Genomic DNA, 15,421 nt, shown 5'->3' with positions numbered 1-15,421 from the left:
TGCGTGGCCGGTCCTCTGCCTGCCACGGTCGAAGATGACCAAAGCTGCGGTACCATTGTTGATCGTCCTGGGCGTGCTCATTGGCCTGTCCACGCACACGGTCGTCAATTGCGGGGACGAGGACGAGCCCGACATCTGCTCGGCGGTGATCGGATTCTCGCCGCTGCGGGGATCGCTGATCGCGTTCGCCTATGAAGGGCGCGGACGGATCGCGTTGCGCCACGGCGACTGGCGGCGGGCGATCGCGGATTTCGACGAGGCCATCCACCTCAATCCCAACCGCGCCTCGCTGTATCGCGACCGGGCGCAGGCGCGCCGGCAGAACGGCGACCTGGAGCTTGCCATCGAGGATTACGACGAGGCGATCGCGCATGATCCCAGGCACGCCGCGCCCTATCACCAACGCGGTCTCGCGCTCGCCGCCACCGGCGATCTCGATCGCGCCATCCTGAGCTACAACACGGCGGTCCGTCTCGACCCGTCGGATGCGCAGGCCCGCCTCGACCGTGGCCTCGCATTCCTCGCCCGCGGCCAGGCCGACGACGCCCGCGCCGATTTCGAAGCTGCTCTCGCGCTGCCGGCCGGCAAGGACGGCCGCACTCGCGACGCGGCCCGCGCCAAGCTCGCCGAGCTCGCGAGCGCCGAGCCGAACCAGGCCCCCGCGCCGAGGCGGTGAGATATCTAGAGCCGCATTCGCCGCTGCAACCCTCTCCCCTTGCGGGAGAGGGTGGCTCGCCGCGATAGCGGCGAGACGGGTGAGGGGTATCTCTCCACGATTGATCCTCTCGCAGACGAGTACGCGGCTAGAACCCCTCATCCGGCGCCATAGCCGAAGCTTCGCTTCGGCGTTCTTAAGAACGGCGGCCGAAGGCCGCCTATGCCACCTTCTCCCACAAGGGGAGAAGGAAGAAAGTGCGCGCTTACTTCGCCTTCTTGGCTTTGGCCTTCTTCGCCTTTTTCACCGGCTTCTCCTTCGTCTTCTTCTCCACCTTCGCCGGGATCGGCGTGCTGGCGACGAGGCGCATCGAGCGGGCGTAGCTGTCGGCGACGTTGTCGGCGGACATCTGGAGGCGCTTGGCGGCGGCGGTGGCCTGCTCCATCGTGGCCTTGGCCATCATCTTGAAGCGGTCGCCGGTCTCCTTGCCCTTGGCCTTGGCCGCAAGGCCGTTGAAGCGATCCCGGCGCTCCTTGGCGCGGGTCAAAAGGCCCGTATGCAGCTGTCTGGCCAGTTGCCGGATCACGACATCCAGGTCGGCGTCCGCCATGTTGTTCTATCCTCTTAAAACGGTATCGATGCGGGCGGGACTATGCAGATCGGGCCCCGCCTTGGCAATTCCCGGCGGCGCGTCATCCGCAGCTTCCGGTTACCAAACCAAAAAAGCCGCGCATTTTTGCGCGGCTTTCTGGGGTGGCTTGGCGCAGACGCCTTATTTCAGCGAGGCAACCGGACCGCTCGCCGGTGCTGGATCGGGGTCGAAGCCGAACACGCCGACCAGATATTTGTAATAGTCCGGCATCTTCTCCTTGAGCGCCTCGCGCGACTTCGGGTCGTGGAATTCACTTTTGCCGGCCAGGAAGATGCTGGCTGTCACGGCAAAGAATTCCATGGGATTCTTCATCGCATAGGATTCCTTGGGTAACATATCCTTGGACTTGGCAAGGGCGTAATAGCCGATCACGCCCTTGTTGGCGTAGCCGTCCGGCAGCAGCCGCGCGTGATAGGCGTGCAGCAGCTCGTGCAGCAGCACGGCTTCCTTCTCGTAGCGCATCATGTCCGGCCGCAGCATGATCACGCCGAGGCCCGAATCGACCGCGAGGTCGACGGCGTTCGGATTGGTCCAGCGCTGCTTGTCGGGGTCCCAGACCGTCAGCGTCCGGGGTGCGGTGCGCTGGATGTCCGGCGTGACCCGGCCGTAGCATGCGGTCGCGGCGCCTTCGTCGAGGCAGGCCAGCTCGCTCGCGACGATCGGAACGGTATGGAAGAAGCGCAGCACGCGCGGCGACAGGCCGGAAGCTTCGACGACGTCGATCTGCTGCTTCAGATTGTCGGTGAGCTTGTCGACGTCCTTGCGCTCGGAATTCTCCGTCAGGTCGAACATGTAGCCGCGGTAGCTCTGGAAGCCCGGCGGCAGCGCCTGCGCTGCCCCGGCCGACGCGTCGAGCGATCCGGCATGGGATGGATTGGCGAAGAGCGCGCCCACAACGGTCGCGGTCAGCAGCAGCGCAACGCGCATGATGAACCCCCTGATGTCACTTCACCCGGCAGAATAGGCCGCCGCCGTTTGCGAAAAGTGAGTGGGGCGAGACTAAGGCACCGATGTTGAGGCGTGCTTAACCGTTGGTTGCAGATCGCGGGAATGGATTAGTGCCGGGTTAACCAAGCGTGGATTGGTCGCGCGCTTCGGCGTAGGATCGAAGCCGGGCACATGCCCGACAGCAATAGCCGGAGGAGGATGCCATGTATGCCGCCATCCGTCAGGCCAAGGCGAAAAGCGGGAGCGCCGAAGAGCTGGCGCGCCGCATCAAGGACGGCGCCGTTCCGATCATCAGCGACGTCGACGGTTTCCGTGCCTATTACGTCGTCTATGCCGGCGACGACACGGTCACCGCGATCTCCATCTTCGACAAGTTCGAGCAGGCGGAGGAGGCGAACCGGCGCGCGATCGCCTGGATCGAGAAGGATCTGGGGCCGCTGCTTGCAGGGCATGCGAGCGCCGCAGCCGGGCCGGTGATCGTGCATACGCTGGCGTAGGTGTTAGGCGGGTCAGTCGGGCCACATCTTCCGCTGTCATCGCCCGCGAAGGCGGGCGATCCAGTACTCCGTGACAGCAGTGATGGAGCCGATGGGCCGCGGCGTACTGGATGCCCCGCCTTCGCGGGGCATGACACCGGAGCCCCCTCACAGCTCCCGTGCATTCGAGAACGCGAAACTCGACACCCGCCTTGTCGTCTCATCCAAAATCAGCGTGCGCGTGATCGGCGGCTCGGCGCGCTGGGCGCAGTTTTCGCGTTCGCAGAGGCGGCAGTTGACGCCGATCGGCGTGCCCTCCGTTTTCTCCAAATCCAGGCCGGAGGCGTAGACGAGGCGGGCGGCGTGACGGATCTCGCAGCCGAGGCCGATGGCGAAGCGCGGCTGCGGCAGCGGATGCGGCGCGACGGGGCGTCGCACCATCTGCGCGATCGAGAAATAGCGCGTGCCGTCGGAGAGCTCGATCACCTGCTTCAACAGGCGATCCGGCGTGTCGAAAGTCGAGTGCACGTTCCACAACGGACAGGTGCCGCCGAATTTCGAGAACGGGAACGTGCCGGAGGAGAAGCGTTTCGACACGTTGCCGGCATTGTCGACGCGCAGCAGGAAGAACGGAATGCCGCGCGCGTTCGGCCGTTGCAGCGTGGTGAGGCGATGGCAGACCTGCTCGAAGCCGGAATTGAAGCGCTGCGCCAGCACGTGGATGTCGTAGTTCAAGGCCTCCGCCGCGGCGAGGAAGGCCGGGTATGGCATCATCACGGCCGCCGCAAAATAGTTGGCGAGCGTGATGCGGAACAGGCGGCGTGGCGCGTCGTCGAGCGGGCCGGCGCGGCCGATGATGGTCTCCAGGGCTTGCGCGCATTCGCCCAGGCCGAGCTGGAAGGCGAGCTGGAACGCGCGGCCGGGCGGATCGACCAGCTCGGAGATCAGGAGCTGGCGGCGATGGCGGTCGAAACGCCTGAGCGTCTCGCGCATCACGTCGACCGGCATGATGCGGGTCTGGATCGAATGCTTTTCGCGCAGGCGTGCGGCGAGCGCGGCATAGAGCCCTTCGGCCGGCACGTTCAGTTCGTCGCGAAGCGTCTCCGCGGCCTGTTCCAGCTCCGGAAAATAATTGCGGTTGGCCTCGATCAGCTCGCGCACGCGCTCGACGGGATTGGCCTCATAGCGCGTGCCGACGTCGCGGTCGGCCATGTGCGCCGCGGCCAAGGTCTCGCCCTGGCGGGCCTCGGCATAGGCGGCATAGAGCCGTTGCAGCGCATGGGTGACGCCGGGACAGAGTTCGGCAAGGTCGCGCAGTTCCTGCTTGGGAACGTCGATCTGGCGGAACAGCGGATCGGAGAAGATCTCGTTCAGCTCGGCGAAGAAGCGGTCCTCGTCGGCGGTCGCGAGGTCGCGCAGGTCGAGGTCATAGGTCTCGGCCAGCCGCAGCAGGATCTGCGCCGTCACCGGGCGCTGGTTGCGCTCGATCAGGTTGACATAGCTCGGCGAGATCCCGAGCCCCTCGGCGATCTGGGTCTGCGACAGCCCCAATTGCTGCCGGATCCGCCGGAAGCGCGGGCCGACGAACAGCTTTTTCCCCGAGACGGCGGGCATTTTCAGATCTCCCAAGGGTACGAGAAGCGCATCAAGGACAGGCTTATTGACCTATATTCTTTACAAGATTTACAAAATAACATCTATTACATGTTCTGATGTTACATGACATCACCATTCGAATACAAGGCCCCTGTACGAACTTCGCTTTCTGGCGTTTAGCTCATGACACGCATTTCGCAATGCACTGTCAAAAATGTCGATGACAAGTTGAGTTGTCATCAGCGAAAGGATCGAGCAGATGAATTACCAGCCCCGTGGCATCAACGCCCTGCAGAGCCCGGCCTCGTATCAGAGCGAGATCGAGGCAGCCCAGGCGCTCCTCAAGACCCAGCCGACCTGGAACGGGGTGTCCGCCGAGGCCGTCGCGCGCATGCGCCTGCAGAACCGCTTCAAGACCGGTCTGGACATCGCCCGCTACACCGCGGCGCTGATGCGGACCGACATGGCGGCCTATGACAACGATCCGACCAAGTACACGCAGTCACTGGGCTGCTGGCACGGTTTCATCGCCCAGCAGAAGCTGATCTCGGTCAAGAAGCACTTCGGCGGCAAGACCGATCGCACCTATCTGTACCTGTCCGGCTGGATGATCGCGGCGCTGCGCTCCGAATTCGGCCCGCTGCCCGACCAGTCGATGCACGAGAAGACCTCGGTGCCCGCGCTGATCGAAGAGCTCTATACCTTCCTGCGCCAGGCCGACTCGCGTGAGCTGAACGACATCTTCCGCAGCCTCGATAAGGCGCGCAAGGAAGGCGACAAGACCAGGGAGAAGGAGCTGATCGAGAAGATCGACAACTTCCAGACCCATGTCGTGCCCGTCATCGCCGACATCGACGCGGGCTTCGGCAACGCGGAGGCGACCTATCTGCTCGCCAAGAAGATGATCGAAGCGGGCGCCTGCGCGCTCCAGATCGAGAACCAGGTCTCGGACGAGAAGCAGTGCGGTCACCAGGACGGCAAGGTCACCGTGCCGCACGAGGTGTTCCTGGCGAAGATCCGCGCCTGCCGCCACGCCTTCCTCGAGCTCGGCATCGAAGACGGTGTCGTCGTGACCCGTACCGACTCGCTCGGCGCCGGCCTGACGCAGCAGATTGCCGTCAGCCACAAGCCCGGCGACCTCGGCGATCAGTACAACAGCTTCCTCGATTGCGAGGAAATCACGCCGGAGAACGCCCGCAACGGTGATGTCATCATCAACCGCAACGGCAAGATGATGCGTCCGAAGCGGCTGCCTTCCAATCTCTACCAGTTCCGTCCCGGTACTGGCGAAGACCGCTGCGTGCTCGACAGCATCACCTCGCTGCAGAACGGCGCCGACCTGCTCTGGATCGAGACCGAGAAGCCGCATATCGAGCAAATCGCCAAGATGGTCGATCGGATCCGCAAGGTGGTTCCGAACGCGAAGCTGGCCTACAACAACTCGCCGTCGTTCAACTGGACGCTCAACTTCCGTTGGCAGGTCTACGACGCGATGAAGGAAGCCGGCCAGGACGTCAGCAAGTACAACCGTGCCGAGCTGATGAAGCCGGAATACGACGACACGCCGCTGGCGAAGGAAGCCGACGAGCGCATCCGCACCTTCCAGGCCGACTCAGCCAAGCGTGCCGGCATCTTCCATCACCTGATCACGTTGCCGACCTACCACACGGCGGCGCTCTCGACCGACAATCTGGCGAAGGAATATTTCGGCGACCAGGGCATGCTCGGCTACGTGAAGAACGTGCAGCGCGCCGAGATCCGCCAGGGTATCGCCTGCGCCAAGCATCAGAACATGGCCGGCTCCGACATCGGCGACGACCACAAGGAATACTTCGCCGGCGAGGCTGCCCTGAAGGCGGGCGGCGCCCACAACACGATGAACCAGTTCGGCTAACGCACCACGCTATCCAAGAGGAGACTGACAATGACCAAAGGCAGCAATTTCTGGGTGATCGGCGGCGAGTTCGGTTCGATGAACTTCCACAAGCTCGTGGAAGGCTCCGCCCAGGTGCAGGGTCCGTTCAAGACCCGCAAGGAAGCCGAGGATGCCTGGCGCTCGGTCTCGGAAGAGAACCGCCACAAGGCCGGCGTCCGCTTCTCGATCGTGGAAGAGCCGTCGCGGGTCTCGGCCTGACGGCTGCCTGACTAATTAAGAAGACGTCCAAGGACGGAGGGTCCCATCCGGCGCAAGCCGGGTGGGATCGTCTGTTTTTGGTACAGGTCAATCGGCTGTGGGCGCCGTAAGTCTCTGGAATTGTGAGCCCTTTGCGGACCGTTTGGTTGCTGATAGGTTAATGGCGGAAAGTCGAGGACGAGGCCGACAATGTCAGAGCCTGAGACCAGCGGGACCCATCCCAGCCAGCCGCGCCCGGTGCGGCTGCGCGACGCGCTGCTGCGCGCACGGATCGAGGCCGCCGACCGGACCGGTGTGGTCGTCGATTTGCGCGACGCGGAGGTGGCGCGGCTGGAGATCCTCAACGACGCGCTCGATCCCCTGTTCGCGCAGGTGCCTGACCAGATCGACCTGTTCGATCGCGGCATCAGCCAGGGCGATACGCCCAGACTCTGGATCGATGTCGTCGCACACATCATGATGGGGCGCGACAAGCGGATGTACCGCTTCGTCCAGGACACCCGCTTCGGCCGTATCGTGCTCGCCGAATCGCACGACACCGCAGCGATCGTCGAAGCCGTGACGGACTACGTCGCCCGCCGCATGATCGAGCGCGAGCACGCCATGGTGGTGCCATCAGAGCCGAAGCCCGCGGCCGCCGAGCCGCCGCGCCGCTCGCGCCTCTGGCCGTTCGTGTTCGGATTCATTTTCGGCGCGGCCGCCTTGTTCGGCCTCGCCGTGCTGGCGGCCCTGCGGAGCTGGTGAGACGCTCGCCGTCGTCATTGCGAGCGCAGCGAAGCAATCCAGGAATCTTTCCGCGGAGAAGCTCTGGATTTCTTCGCTCGCAATGACGGCGAACTAGATCAACCTTGCCTGCTTGATCTGCCGGATCTGAAATCCGGATCCGAGGCCCCGCACGGTCTGCTCGCAGCGCCAGCCGGAATTGTCTTTCTCGATCGTGAACAGGTTATACGCTGCCGCCGGGTAACGCCCGTGGGCGAGCGCGGAGGCCGACGGCACGCCGACCGCGGGGATGTTGCCGTTGGGGCCTTCGAACCACATGGTCGAATGAATGTGGTCGTGCCCGTGCAGGATCAGCTCGACGCCGTGACGCTTGATCAGTGCCAGCAGCGCGGCCGCATCGGTCATCCGTTTCTGGCGCGCGCCGGACTTCAGGGGATGATGCACCAGCAGCACGCGGAAGGCGTCCTCGGCGGCGAGGCGGTCGAGGACCGCTTCGAGGGACGCGAGCTGATCGCGGCCGAGCGTGCCCGTCGCCATCAGCGGCAGGGTCGGCACCGCCGTGGACAGGCTGATCAGCGCGAGCGGCCCGCGCCGGCGTACGCCCGGAAAGCCGACACTGCCGTCATCGCCAGTGAGATAAGGCGCAAACGTCTCGCCGAAGCGGTGAGAGGTGGCGCGGACATAGGCATCGTGATTGCCGGGAATGGTGGTGACGCGGTCGGGCGGACCGACGCCGTCGAGCCAGGCGCGCGCCGGCGCGAACTCCGCCTCCAGTGCCAGATTGACGAGATCGCCGGTGACCGCGATGTGGTCGGGCGTCTGCGCCTGGACGTCGGCGACAAGCGCGTCGAGCACCTCGCGGCGCTGGTATTTGTGGCGGTTGCGCGTCCAGTTGACGTAGCCGAGCGCGCGCTTGCCCGCGAGCTCGATCAGCCGTGGCTTCGGCAACGGCGGCAGATGCGGGTCGGACAGATGGGCGAGCGTGAAGGGGGCCATGGCGCGCGATTGCCTCGCTATTCGTCCGCTGTAATGGCAAGGTCGCGAGAACTGTGCAAGCGGGGCCCGGACCGGGGCCTCATGGCAGTTTTCTTGGGAGTTTTCTTGGAAGCCTGATGGGGGATCGTCTGAACAGCGTCCGACGGACATTCGAACCGCTGCTGCGGCGAATCTTCCACGCCTATTTCCTGCTTGTCCGCGGCATGACGCTCGGCGTCCGCGCCGTGGTGCTGGATTCCGAGAACCGGGTGTTCCTGGTCAGGCACAGCTACATCACCGGCTGGTATCTGCCCGGCGGCGGCGTCGATCTCGGCGAGACCATGGAGCAGGCGATGCGGCGCGAGCTCAAGGAGGAAGGGGACATCGATTTCACCGGTGACGCGGTGCTGCACGGCATCTTCCTCAACAGCCACGTCTCCCGCCGCGACCACGTCGCGGTCTATGTGGTCAGGCAGTTCAAGCAGGATCGCGTCCCTGAGCCCAACCACGAGATCGTCGAATGCGGGTTCTTCGCGATCAATGCGCTGCCCGAGGGCACCACACACGGCACGCGGCAAAGGCTCGCGGAAGTGCTGGACGGCAAGCCGCCGACCGCGACTTGGCGTTGAAGCGATCCGGCCGAATCCTCAAGCCCGAACCGGCTGCCCGATCCCCAGCAAGTTACCTTCGCTGTCGCGGAACCAGGCACCTCGCTCGCCAGTACCCTTGCTCGGATAGTTGCCCGTGATCTCCGCAATTCCATCGACGGTCTTCAAGCCGGGCAAATCATAGTCCTCGAACGCCACGCCGCGTGTGCGAAGTTCGCGCACGGTTGCCTCGATATCCTCGACTTCCCACCCCATTTGCGTGTGCGTGCCGGATTGCGTCCCGGCCGAGACGAATATCGCAAACTCGCCGGCCGCGCAGACGTAGCGCAGCCCACCCTCGCGCTGCTCGACCGGCTCGAGCCCGAGCTTTTCCGAATAGAACGCCCGCGCGCGGTCGAGGTCTTTGGCTGGAAGCCGGGTTGCCACCTTCGCGTTCTTCAGCATGCCCGCTCTCCCTGTCTTTGCCTCGCGACGACGCTGGATTTCCTCGGCTACGCGCTCATGACTCGACGCCCCGACGGCCCTCCTTCGCCTGCAGCTCCAGCACCAGCAGGCTCTGCTCCTGGATCAGCGCGCAGTTCTGCCGCTCAAGCCGGTGCAGTCGCGCCGTCATGTTGTGCATGAACGCGAACACCACCAGGAACAGGGCGCCGAACATCACGACGAACGGAAACACGACGCCGGTCAGATGGCTGACGAGATAGGCCAGTGTCGGAAACAGCGTGAAGCCCGCGGGGATGATCGCCACCATGGACAGCATCAGGAAGTCGTAGAGATCGAACTTGCCTTGCATCGTCTTGCGCAGCAGCACCAGCATGTAGATCAGCGCAAAGGCGGAGACGACGACGACCGTCTCCGGACTTGGAAGGGCATCTGTCACGGCTGCCTCCTCAGAATGTTCGACGAGATGATGAGACCACAAATCGGAACGGGGACGCTCGGCGTCATGACGCCCTCACGAGGCGCGCGAGCAGGATATAACCGAGCACCCGGATCATGTAGCTCGCCGACTTCAATCCGTCGATCGAGCTGACGCCGGTCTCGCGCGCCCGCATCTCGACCGGAACTTCGCTGACCGTGAGGCCTGCGCGCATGGCCCAGGCCAGCGAGATCGGCTCCGGAAAATCCGTCGGATACGCTTTTGCGAAGAAGGCGATGGCGGAACGGTCGAGCAATCGCATGCCGCTGGTCGGATCGGTGATGCGGCCGCCGCTGAACAGGCCGTTGAGCGCAAGCACGATCAGCCTGATGCCGGCGCGCCGCATGCGCGTGGAGCAGAAACCGGCATGGTCGATGAAGCGGCTTCCGATGGTGATGTTGGTCGGGTCGTTGCGATAGGCCTCCAGAAGCGTCTCGATGGCGCGCGGATCATGCTGCCCGTCGCCGTCGATCTGGATGCAGAAATCAAAATCCTGACGCGCCGCGTATTTGATGCCGGTCTGCACGGCGCCGCCGATGCCGAGATTCTGCGCGAGGCGGGCGACCGGCGAGCGGCAGCTTGCCACCGCGGATGTCGCGTCCGACGAGCCGTCGTCGACGACCAGGGTGTGGTAGCCGCGGCCGGTTGCTGCGATCTCGCTCAGGAGACCGCCGACCGAGGCCTCCTCGTTGAAGCAGGGAATGATGATGAGGACTCGCGACGAGCCCTGCTGCGGTGCGGCAGCACCGCTGCGGCACGTGTCAGTTGAACCCAAGCCCAGTCCCGTATCGGCCACGTCTGCCTCACCTCCAGAATCCCCACTTTGCTATACTTGCCGGTGCTTTTCCTGTACAGGCGGCGGGCCATTTCAAGCTGCGGGGGCCGCCCGGCGAATGCCGATGAGAGCTGTCAAAGTATTTTTTTCAATTGTGTTTCTGGCAATTCTGGCCAGCAACATCAGGCTGACCTCGCATTGGAGCGAGAGCCGCGGCGTCTATGACGACATCTGCTATCTCAGGCAGGCGCATCTGTTCCAGCGCTTCGGCTGGCAAGGGCTCGACACCAGCCTCGCCCGTGAAACCGACGGCTATCTCGCGGCCAAGTTGCGAAGTATCGATTTTCCGAACTGGAACGAACCGACGCGGGCACCCTGCCACACCCAGACTGCCGACGGCAGCAAATGGGTGATGACGCCGCCGCCGGGCACGGGCTTCGTGCTGGCGCTGTTCCCGGAGGGGTTCCAGGTCGTTCCGCTCTATATGCTGGCCAACGCGATCGTCGCTGGCCTTGCGCTGTTCGGCATGTGGCGGGCGCAGGAGAAGGTCGGCTTGACGCTCGCCGCGTTGCTCGGCGCGCTCTCGATCTACTTCATGATCAATCCGACCAAGGCGAGCTATTCGATGGCGCCGACCATGGTCGTCTGCGCGCTGGCGGGTCTGTTCACCGCAAGACTGTTCGTCGATGAAGGCCGGCGCCGCCTGCTGATGGTCGCTGCCGTCGGCGTGCTGCTCGGCCTGTCCGCGAGCTTTCGGATCGCCAACGTGGTTCTGTCGGCCGGCTATTTCCTGTTCTTCGGATTGTCGTTCCTGATCTGGCGTACCCGCGAGACGTTCGTTTCAGGACTCGCGCTCGGCCTTTCGTTCCTCGTCGGGCTGTTGCCGGTGTTCGCGGCGAACCTGGTCAACTCAGGCAATCCGCTGGTCTCGGCCTATGGCGGCCAGGATACGGCCCCGCGGAGTCTCGACCCGGCCGTGCTGTTGGCCTATCTCCGCGACACGCAGTTCCCGTTGATCGTGATCGCCTGCGTCGGGACCGCGCTGTTGTGGCGCTTCGCCGGCCATGGCGGCGTCAGGAAACTCGCGTTGCTGGTGGCGGGCAATCTCGCGCTGAATCTGGCGTTCTTTGCCACGCATCCGGTCTTCACGCAGTACTATGTCATCCCGATCCTGATGCTGTCGCTCTGGACGCTGCTGTTCGCGGCCGTCCTCAGCCGCGGTCCGGCACAGGGTTTTATCGCCCACGAGGCCGATGGACCGCGGCCGTCTGAGATGTTATCCCGCATCTCGCATTGACGCGTTTTCCTGACGCGAACCTGAAACCACTTCGCTCGAAGACGCATGCCGACATGACCGATCTCTCGCTCACCATCCTTCCGGAAGCCGCCGGCGACGCCCAGGCGATCGAACGGCTGCACGAGCGCACCTTCGGCCCCGGCCGTTTCGTGCTCAGCGCTTACCGCATTCGCGAGCACGTCGACCATCTGCTCGATGTGTCCTTCACGGCCCGCATCGGCACGCTGCTGGTCGGCTCGGTCAGGCAATTGCCGGTGCTGGTCGGCGAGACGCAGGCCCTGCTGCTCGGGCCGCTCACCGTCGAGCCGCCGTTCCGCGACCGCGGCATCGGCCGTCTCCTGATGGAGCGCGCGCTGAAGGACGCCAAGGAGAAGGGGCACCGTCTGGTGCTGCTGGTCGGCGACGAGCCCTATTACAGCCGTGTCGGCTTCAAGCCGGTGCCGAAGGGCCGCGTCACCATGCCGGGCCCGGTCGACGCCGCGCGCATCCTGGTGTTCGAGCTCGTCGACGGCGCTTTCGAGGGCGTGTCGGGGCAGGTAACGCCCGACTGGAGCAAGGCGCGAGGCTAGGGCTACGATACCTCTTGCGGAGTATCCATGATGCAGGTGCGGCCCGCTGATGCCGGTGAAGTCGATCATATCGCTCAGCTGTGGCACGATGCCTGGCATGGGTCGCATGCCTCGCTTGCGCCGCCAGAACTGGTCCGCCTTCGCACGCTCCCGAATTTTCGCGATCGGCTGGCGGTCATGCTTCCCGACATCCGCGTCGTCGGCCCGGCCGGCGCGCCGCTCGGCTTCTGCGCAGTCAGGGCTGACGAATTGTATCAGCTCTTCGTATCGCCGAAGGCGCACGGCGCGGGCGTGGCCGCGGCGCTGATCTCCGACGCAGAGGCCCGCCTTGCCGCGCGCGGCGTGGAGCTGGCGTGGCTCGCCTGCGCCGTCGGCAACGCGCGCGCTGCGCGGTTCTACGAGAAGAGCGGTTGGCGCAACGCCGGCACCTTCGTGATGATGACGGACACCTCGAACGGGCCGTTCCCCGTCGATCAGTGGCGCTTCGAGAAGCGGCTGACGCGCAGCCCGTAGCCCGGAATTCGCTCCGCTCCATCCGGGCTACGGCTCACTCAACGCGCCTGTGCCGGGGCCCGCAGGCCCCGACTGAGTCGCGACTAGAACTTGAAGTTGGCGAACGCCCGCACGCCGATGCCGGGCATCAGAACCTCGTCCTTGGTGTAGGACACCGAGTTGCGGATGTTTTCGTTGAGGAGATTGTTGCCGACGATGCCGGCCGTCATCTCGCGCGCGCCGAACAGACGCGGATCGAGCTTGGTCCTGTAGCTGACCTCGGCCTTCAGCAGATTGTAGCCCGGCGTTGGCGTCTCCGCGATCACGGCGACGTTGTTCTGCGCGAAAGCGTGCAACAGGTTGACGCGCATCAGCCAGTTGTCGTCGCGCCAGAACACGCCGCCGCCTATCCGCAGCGGCGGAATGCGCGGCACGTTGGTGCCGTCGGTGAAGGTGGCGCGCACCACGTCGAACTGGTTCTCGATGCCCCAGATGCCGCCCTGGAATGCGCCGACGTCGAGCTGCGACTGGAATTCGCCGCCGCGGAAATTGGCATTGCGTTGCGAATAGACGGCCTGGTTCAACTCGGCGCCCGGCGTGCCGCAGGACGCAAAACTGTCGTCGCACATCACGCCGGTGAGGCGGCGAAAGATGAAATTGTCGAAATGCGTGTAGTAGACGGTCGCCTCGAACCGGAACGGCCCCGTCGCCTTGCGCAGTCCAACCTCGACCGACTCAGCGGTCTCGATCGTGAGGTTCGGATTGCCGATGTCGAACGTCGCGGTCGCATCATGCGCACCGCGCGAGAACAGTTCGGCCGGCTTCGGCGCGCGCTCGACATATTGTGCGGTGATGCTGCCGACCATGCCGCCCGGCAGGTCCTGCAACAGGCCGATGCTGCCGCTCTTCGGCGTGAAGGACGGATTGCGTGCGATGCCCACCTGCGGCGTGCCGTCGGGTAGATAATCCGGCGGGAAGTTCGGCGTCGTGCCGTGCAGCTCGACATGCTCGATGCGGCCGGCGATCTGGGCTCGCGTCGCGTCCGTGAACTTGAACTCGTTGAAGGCGTAAGCGGCAACGCGGGTGTTGTTGTTGGGGTCCCACAGGCCGTTGAACAGCGTACCGGGATTGTCAGGGCTCGGCGCGGTCAATTCCTGATGGCCGACCTGAAAGCCCAGCGCCGTCGTCACCTCGGCGAAGCGCGCGTTGAACGGCATCAACTGCACCTCGGTGCGGATCTCCTGCTCCTTGTTGGTGAAGGTCTGCCGCACACCGTCGGTGTTGGGATCGGCGGGATCGGCAAGGCCGATCTCGTTGTGTCGATAATCCGTGGCGCCAGCCCAGAAGCGAATGGTGTCGATCGCGGCGGCATCGGGCCGGTACTCGCCCTTGACGTTGATCTTGGTCTGGTGCGCGTCGATCCGGGTGTTGTGGTCGGCGCCGTCGATGCCGGGGATATGGTAGAGCGAGTCGTTCTGCGTGATCGACGCGCCGATATAGCCGCCCTGGAAGAAGTAGGAGCCGCCGATCGAGGCGCCGTCCGTGCGCGACGCCGAATTGGGCTGGCGCCCGTTTGTGATGGTCCGGGTCTGGTCGGTCAAATAGGGGTAGCTCGGGATGCCGTAATCCGTCGTGTTGCGGCCGTAGACGTCGGCATGGAACGCGAAATTGCCGGCGCCGGTGTCGAGCAGCACGCCGCTCTCGACACCGCGATCGACCGAGCTGAACGCGGAACGTGTCTCGGCCGTGACGCAGGGCGATGTCCCGGCGGTTGCGAGTGGCGCCTTCACCGGCATGCCATAACTCTGGAACGGCTGGGCACCGCAGGTTGGCAGCGCGTCCGGAATCCGGTTGTTGGTCGCGCTGACGACGCCGCCGATCGAGGTCGAGCCGTAGCGCAAGGCGGCCGGCCCGCGCACCACTTCGACCTGGTTGGTCGCGAGCGTATCGATCGGGACGAAGTGATCCTCGCCGAGATCGGATGCGCCGTTCGCATTGGTGCCGTTCTCGACGATGCCGACGCGGTTGACGTCGAGGCCCCGGATGATCGGCCGGCTGGAGGCGCCGGGCGCAAAGCTCGAGCCGGTGATGCCCGGCTTGGAGAACAGCAGATCGCCGAGCTGGCCGCCGCCCTCGCGGCGGATCTCCTCGTTCGGCACCACGGTGACGGTGGCGAACTGGTTGGTCACGATCGGCAGCACGCCCTGCTGGGGCGTGGCGGCCGTCGCTGGCGCCGCCGGCGTTGCTTCCGCCGTGCGTTGCTGGCCGCGCGACCGTCCGGTGCGCGCGACATGGACCGGGCTGCGGGTCGGCACCACCCTGCGCACGATCGGGCTCGGCGCTGTCACGGTGACGGCGGGGATCTCGGTCGACGATTTATCTTGCGCAGTCTGTTGTACCGGCTCTTGGGCGAGCGCCGATGTGGCGGCGGCGCCGAGCAGGAGCAGGCTTGCTCCACCCAGACGCTGCGCGCGTCGCAATTCAAATGACATAGTCCTGATTCCAGTCAGGCGCCGTCCGCAAGATTTGGTGCTGATCGGAGGCGGCCTGCCGTCGCAGCGCGACGGAATTCGACTTCAGCTTCTCCCGTGCGTTCGCCTGA

General features: G+C 64.8%; 17 protein-coding genes. 9 read left to right on the top strand and 8 right to left on the bottom strand.

The features are described from left to right. The first annotated feature begins 34 nt into the window (after window positions 1-34). Window positions 35-676: a tetratricopeptide repeat protein gene (locus AB7G19_RS33665; RefSeq protein WP_028158277.1), complete on the top strand. Its 642-nt coding sequence runs from the start codon at window positions 35-37 to the stop codon at window positions 674-676. A 244-nt stretch (window positions 677-920) separates the two neighbouring features. Here AB7G19_RS33665 and AB7G19_RS33660 read toward each other — a convergent pair whose 3' ends face one another. Continuing rightward, the gene (locus AB7G19_RS33660) at window positions 921-1,265 is read right to left on the bottom strand and encodes a hypothetical protein (protein WP_085402493.1); all 345 of its coding nucleotides are present in this window, start codon (window positions 1,263-1,265) and stop codon (window positions 921-923) included. Window positions 1,266-1,427: 162 nt separating this feature from the next. Further along, on the bottom strand, window positions 1,428-2,234 hold the full coding sequence (locus tag AB7G19_RS33655; protein WP_085402494.1) for a hypothetical protein: 807 nt from the start codon (window positions 2,232-2,234) through the stop codon (window positions 1,428-1,430). 224 nt (window positions 2,235-2,458) lie between these two features. Between AB7G19_RS33655 and AB7G19_RS33650 the strand changes: the two genes are divergently transcribed. Then, window positions 2,459-2,752 carry an antibiotic biosynthesis monooxygenase gene (locus AB7G19_RS33650; protein WP_014497428.1) on the top strand — a complete coding sequence of 98 codons (294 nt, stop codon included), beginning with the start codon at window positions 2,459-2,461 and terminating at the stop codon, window positions 2,750-2,752. A gap of 147 nt (window positions 2,753-2,899) precedes the next feature. Here the strand turns inward: AB7G19_RS33650 and AB7G19_RS33645 are convergent, their stop codons facing one another. After that, window positions 2,900-4,345 (bottom strand): helix-turn-helix domain-containing protein, encoded by a 1,446-nt coding sequence (locus tag AB7G19_RS33645; RefSeq protein WP_071916200.1) that lies wholly within the window; start codon window positions 4,343-4,345, stop codon window positions 2,900-2,902. Window positions 4,346-4,586: 241 nt separating this feature from the next. On the opposite strand from AB7G19_RS33645, the gene AB7G19_RS33640 reads away from it, so the two are divergent. The 3 genes from AB7G19_RS33640 (at window position 4,587) to AB7G19_RS33630 (ending at window position 7,205) form a co-directional block, all read left to right on the top strand. Next, the gene (locus tag AB7G19_RS33640; RefSeq protein ID WP_085402495.1) at window positions 4,587-6,221 is read left to right on the top strand and encodes an isocitrate lyase; all 1,635 of its coding nucleotides are present in this window, start codon (window positions 4,587-4,589) and stop codon (window positions 6,219-6,221) included. A gap of 30 nt (window positions 6,222-6,251) precedes the next feature. Continuing rightward, entirely contained in the window at window positions 6,252-6,461 is a 210-nt protein-coding gene (locus tag AB7G19_RS33635; protein ID WP_008137787.1) for a DUF4170 domain-containing protein, read from the top strand. A gap of 189 nt (window positions 6,462-6,650) precedes the next feature. Continuing rightward, window positions 6,651-7,205 carry a hypothetical protein gene (locus AB7G19_RS33630; protein WP_085402496.1) on the top strand — a complete coding sequence of 185 codons (555 nt, stop codon included), beginning with the start codon at window positions 6,651-6,653 and terminating at the stop codon, window positions 7,203-7,205. 93 nt (window positions 7,206-7,298) lie between these two features. Here AB7G19_RS33630 and AB7G19_RS33625 read toward each other — a convergent pair whose 3' ends face one another. Beyond that, window positions 7,299-8,180 carry a metallophosphoesterase family protein gene (locus tag AB7G19_RS33625; RefSeq protein WP_071916197.1) on the bottom strand — a complete coding sequence of 294 codons (882 nt, stop codon included), beginning with the start codon at window positions 8,178-8,180 and terminating at the stop codon, window positions 7,299-7,301. A 116-nt stretch (window positions 8,181-8,296) separates the two neighbouring features. On the opposite strand from AB7G19_RS33625, the gene AB7G19_RS33620 reads away from it, so the two are divergent. Further along, window positions 8,297-8,788, top strand: coding sequence for an NUDIX domain-containing protein (locus AB7G19_RS33620; RefSeq protein ID WP_441268737.1), 492 nt, complete (start codon window positions 8,297-8,299; stop codon window positions 8,786-8,788). An 18-nt stretch (window positions 8,789-8,806) separates the two neighbouring features. Here AB7G19_RS33620 and AB7G19_RS33615 read toward each other — a convergent pair whose 3' ends face one another. The 3 genes from AB7G19_RS33615 to AB7G19_RS33605 form a co-directional block, all read right to left on the bottom strand. After that, window positions 8,807-9,211: a VOC family protein gene (locus AB7G19_RS33615; protein ID WP_085402498.1), complete on the bottom strand. Its 405-nt coding sequence runs from the start codon at window positions 9,209-9,211 to the stop codon at window positions 8,807-8,809. Between the two features lie 55 nt (window positions 9,212-9,266). Next, a complete protein-coding gene (locus tag AB7G19_RS33610) occupies window positions 9,267-9,647 on the bottom strand; it encodes a DUF2304 domain-containing protein (protein ID WP_085402499.1) in 381 nt (126 codons plus the stop codon). A gap of 64 nt (window positions 9,648-9,711) precedes the next feature. Continuing rightward, window positions 9,712-10,461, bottom strand: a complete 750-nt coding sequence (locus AB7G19_RS33605) for a glycosyltransferase family 2 protein (RefSeq protein WP_354080068.1) — start codon at window positions 10,459-10,461, stop codon at window positions 9,712-9,714. Between the two features lie 124 nt (window positions 10,462-10,585). On the opposite strand from AB7G19_RS33605, the gene AB7G19_RS33600 reads away from it, so the two are divergent. From AB7G19_RS33600 to AB7G19_RS33590, 3 genes are read left to right on the top strand one after another with little or no spacing between them, the layout of a single operon-like run. Next, entirely contained in the window at window positions 10,586-11,758 is a 1,173-nt protein-coding gene (locus AB7G19_RS33600; protein ID WP_245344171.1) for a hypothetical protein, read from the top strand. Between the two features lie 53 nt (window positions 11,759-11,811). After that, window positions 11,812-12,327 carry a GNAT family N-acetyltransferase gene (locus AB7G19_RS33595; protein ID WP_085402583.1) on the top strand — a complete coding sequence of 172 codons (516 nt, stop codon included), beginning with the start codon at window positions 11,812-11,814 and terminating at the stop codon, window positions 12,325-12,327. Between the two features lie 30 nt (window positions 12,328-12,357). Continuing rightward, entirely contained in the window at window positions 12,358-12,840 is a 483-nt protein-coding gene (locus AB7G19_RS33590) for a GNAT family N-acetyltransferase (RefSeq protein ID WP_085402584.1), read from the top strand. A gap of 83 nt (window positions 12,841-12,923) precedes the next feature. On the opposite strand, the gene AB7G19_RS33585 is transcribed toward AB7G19_RS33590, so the two are convergent. After that, window positions 12,924-15,311, bottom strand: a complete 2,388-nt coding sequence (locus AB7G19_RS33585; RefSeq protein ID WP_085402502.1) for a TonB-dependent receptor — start codon at window positions 15,309-15,311, stop codon at window positions 12,924-12,926. Window positions 15,312-15,421 lie beyond the last annotated feature (110 nt).

Source organism: Bradyrhizobium sp. 215_C5_N1_1 (assembly GCF_052075935.1).
In the GTDB taxonomy this organism is placed as follows: Bacteria; Pseudomonadota; Alphaproteobacteria; order Rhizobiales; family Xanthobacteraceae; genus Bradyrhizobium; species Bradyrhizobium barranii.
The sequence above is the reverse complement of the archived record's forward strand: the minus strand, read 5'-3'. Positions and strand labels throughout refer to the sequence as shown.

Excerpts from the sequence above, each read along its gene's own strand:
- AB7G19_RS33665 (WP_028158277.1), top strand. The coding sequence starts at position 35 with ATGACCAAAGCTGCGGTACCATTGTTGATCGTCCTGGGCGTGCTCATT.
- AB7G19_RS33660 (WP_085402493.1), bottom strand. The coding sequence starts at position 1,265 with ATGGCGGACGCCGACCTGGATGTCGTGATCCGGCAACTGGCCAGACAG.
- AB7G19_RS33655 (WP_085402494.1), bottom strand. The coding sequence starts at position 2,234 with ATGCGCGTTGCGCTGCTGCTGACCGCGACCGTTGTGGGCGCGCTCTTC.
- AB7G19_RS33650 (WP_014497428.1), top strand. The coding sequence starts at position 2,459 with ATGTATGCCGCCATCCGTCAGGCCAAGGCGAAAAGCGGGAGCGCCGAA.
- AB7G19_RS33645 (WP_071916200.1), bottom strand. The coding sequence starts at position 4,345 with ATGCCCGCCGTCTCGGGGAAAAAGCTGTTCGTCGGCCCGCGCTTCCGG.
- AB7G19_RS33640 (WP_085402495.1), top strand. The coding sequence starts at position 4,587 with ATGAATTACCAGCCCCGTGGCATCAACGCCCTGCAGAGCCCGGCCTCG.
- AB7G19_RS33635 (WP_008137787.1), top strand. The coding sequence starts at position 6,252 with ATGACCAAAGGCAGCAATTTCTGGGTGATCGGCGGCGAGTTCGGTTCG.
- AB7G19_RS33630 (WP_085402496.1), top strand. The coding sequence starts at position 6,651 with ATGTCAGAGCCTGAGACCAGCGGGACCCATCCCAGCCAGCCGCGCCCG.
- AB7G19_RS33625 (WP_071916197.1), bottom strand. The coding sequence starts at position 8,180 with ATGGCCCCCTTCACGCTCGCCCATCTGTCCGACCCGCATCTGCCGCCG.
- AB7G19_RS33620 (WP_441268737.1), top strand. The coding sequence starts at position 8,297 with ATGGGGGATCGTCTGAACAGCGTCCGACGGACATTCGAACCGCTGCTG.
- AB7G19_RS33615 (WP_085402498.1), bottom strand. The coding sequence starts at position 9,211 with ATGCTGAAGAACGCGAAGGTGGCAACCCGGCTTCCAGCCAAAGACCTC.
- AB7G19_RS33600 (WP_245344171.1), top strand. The coding sequence starts at position 10,586 with ATGAGAGCTGTCAAAGTATTTTTTTCAATTGTGTTTCTGGCAATTCTG.
- AB7G19_RS33595 (WP_085402583.1), top strand. The coding sequence starts at position 11,812 with ATGACCGATCTCTCGCTCACCATCCTTCCGGAAGCCGCCGGCGACGCC.
- AB7G19_RS33590 (WP_085402584.1), top strand. The coding sequence starts at position 12,358 with ATGCAGGTGCGGCCCGCTGATGCCGGTGAAGTCGATCATATCGCTCAG.
- AB7G19_RS33585 (WP_085402502.1), bottom strand. The coding sequence starts at position 15,311 with ATGTCATTTGAATTGCGACGCGCGCAGCGTCTGGGTGGAGCAAGCCTG.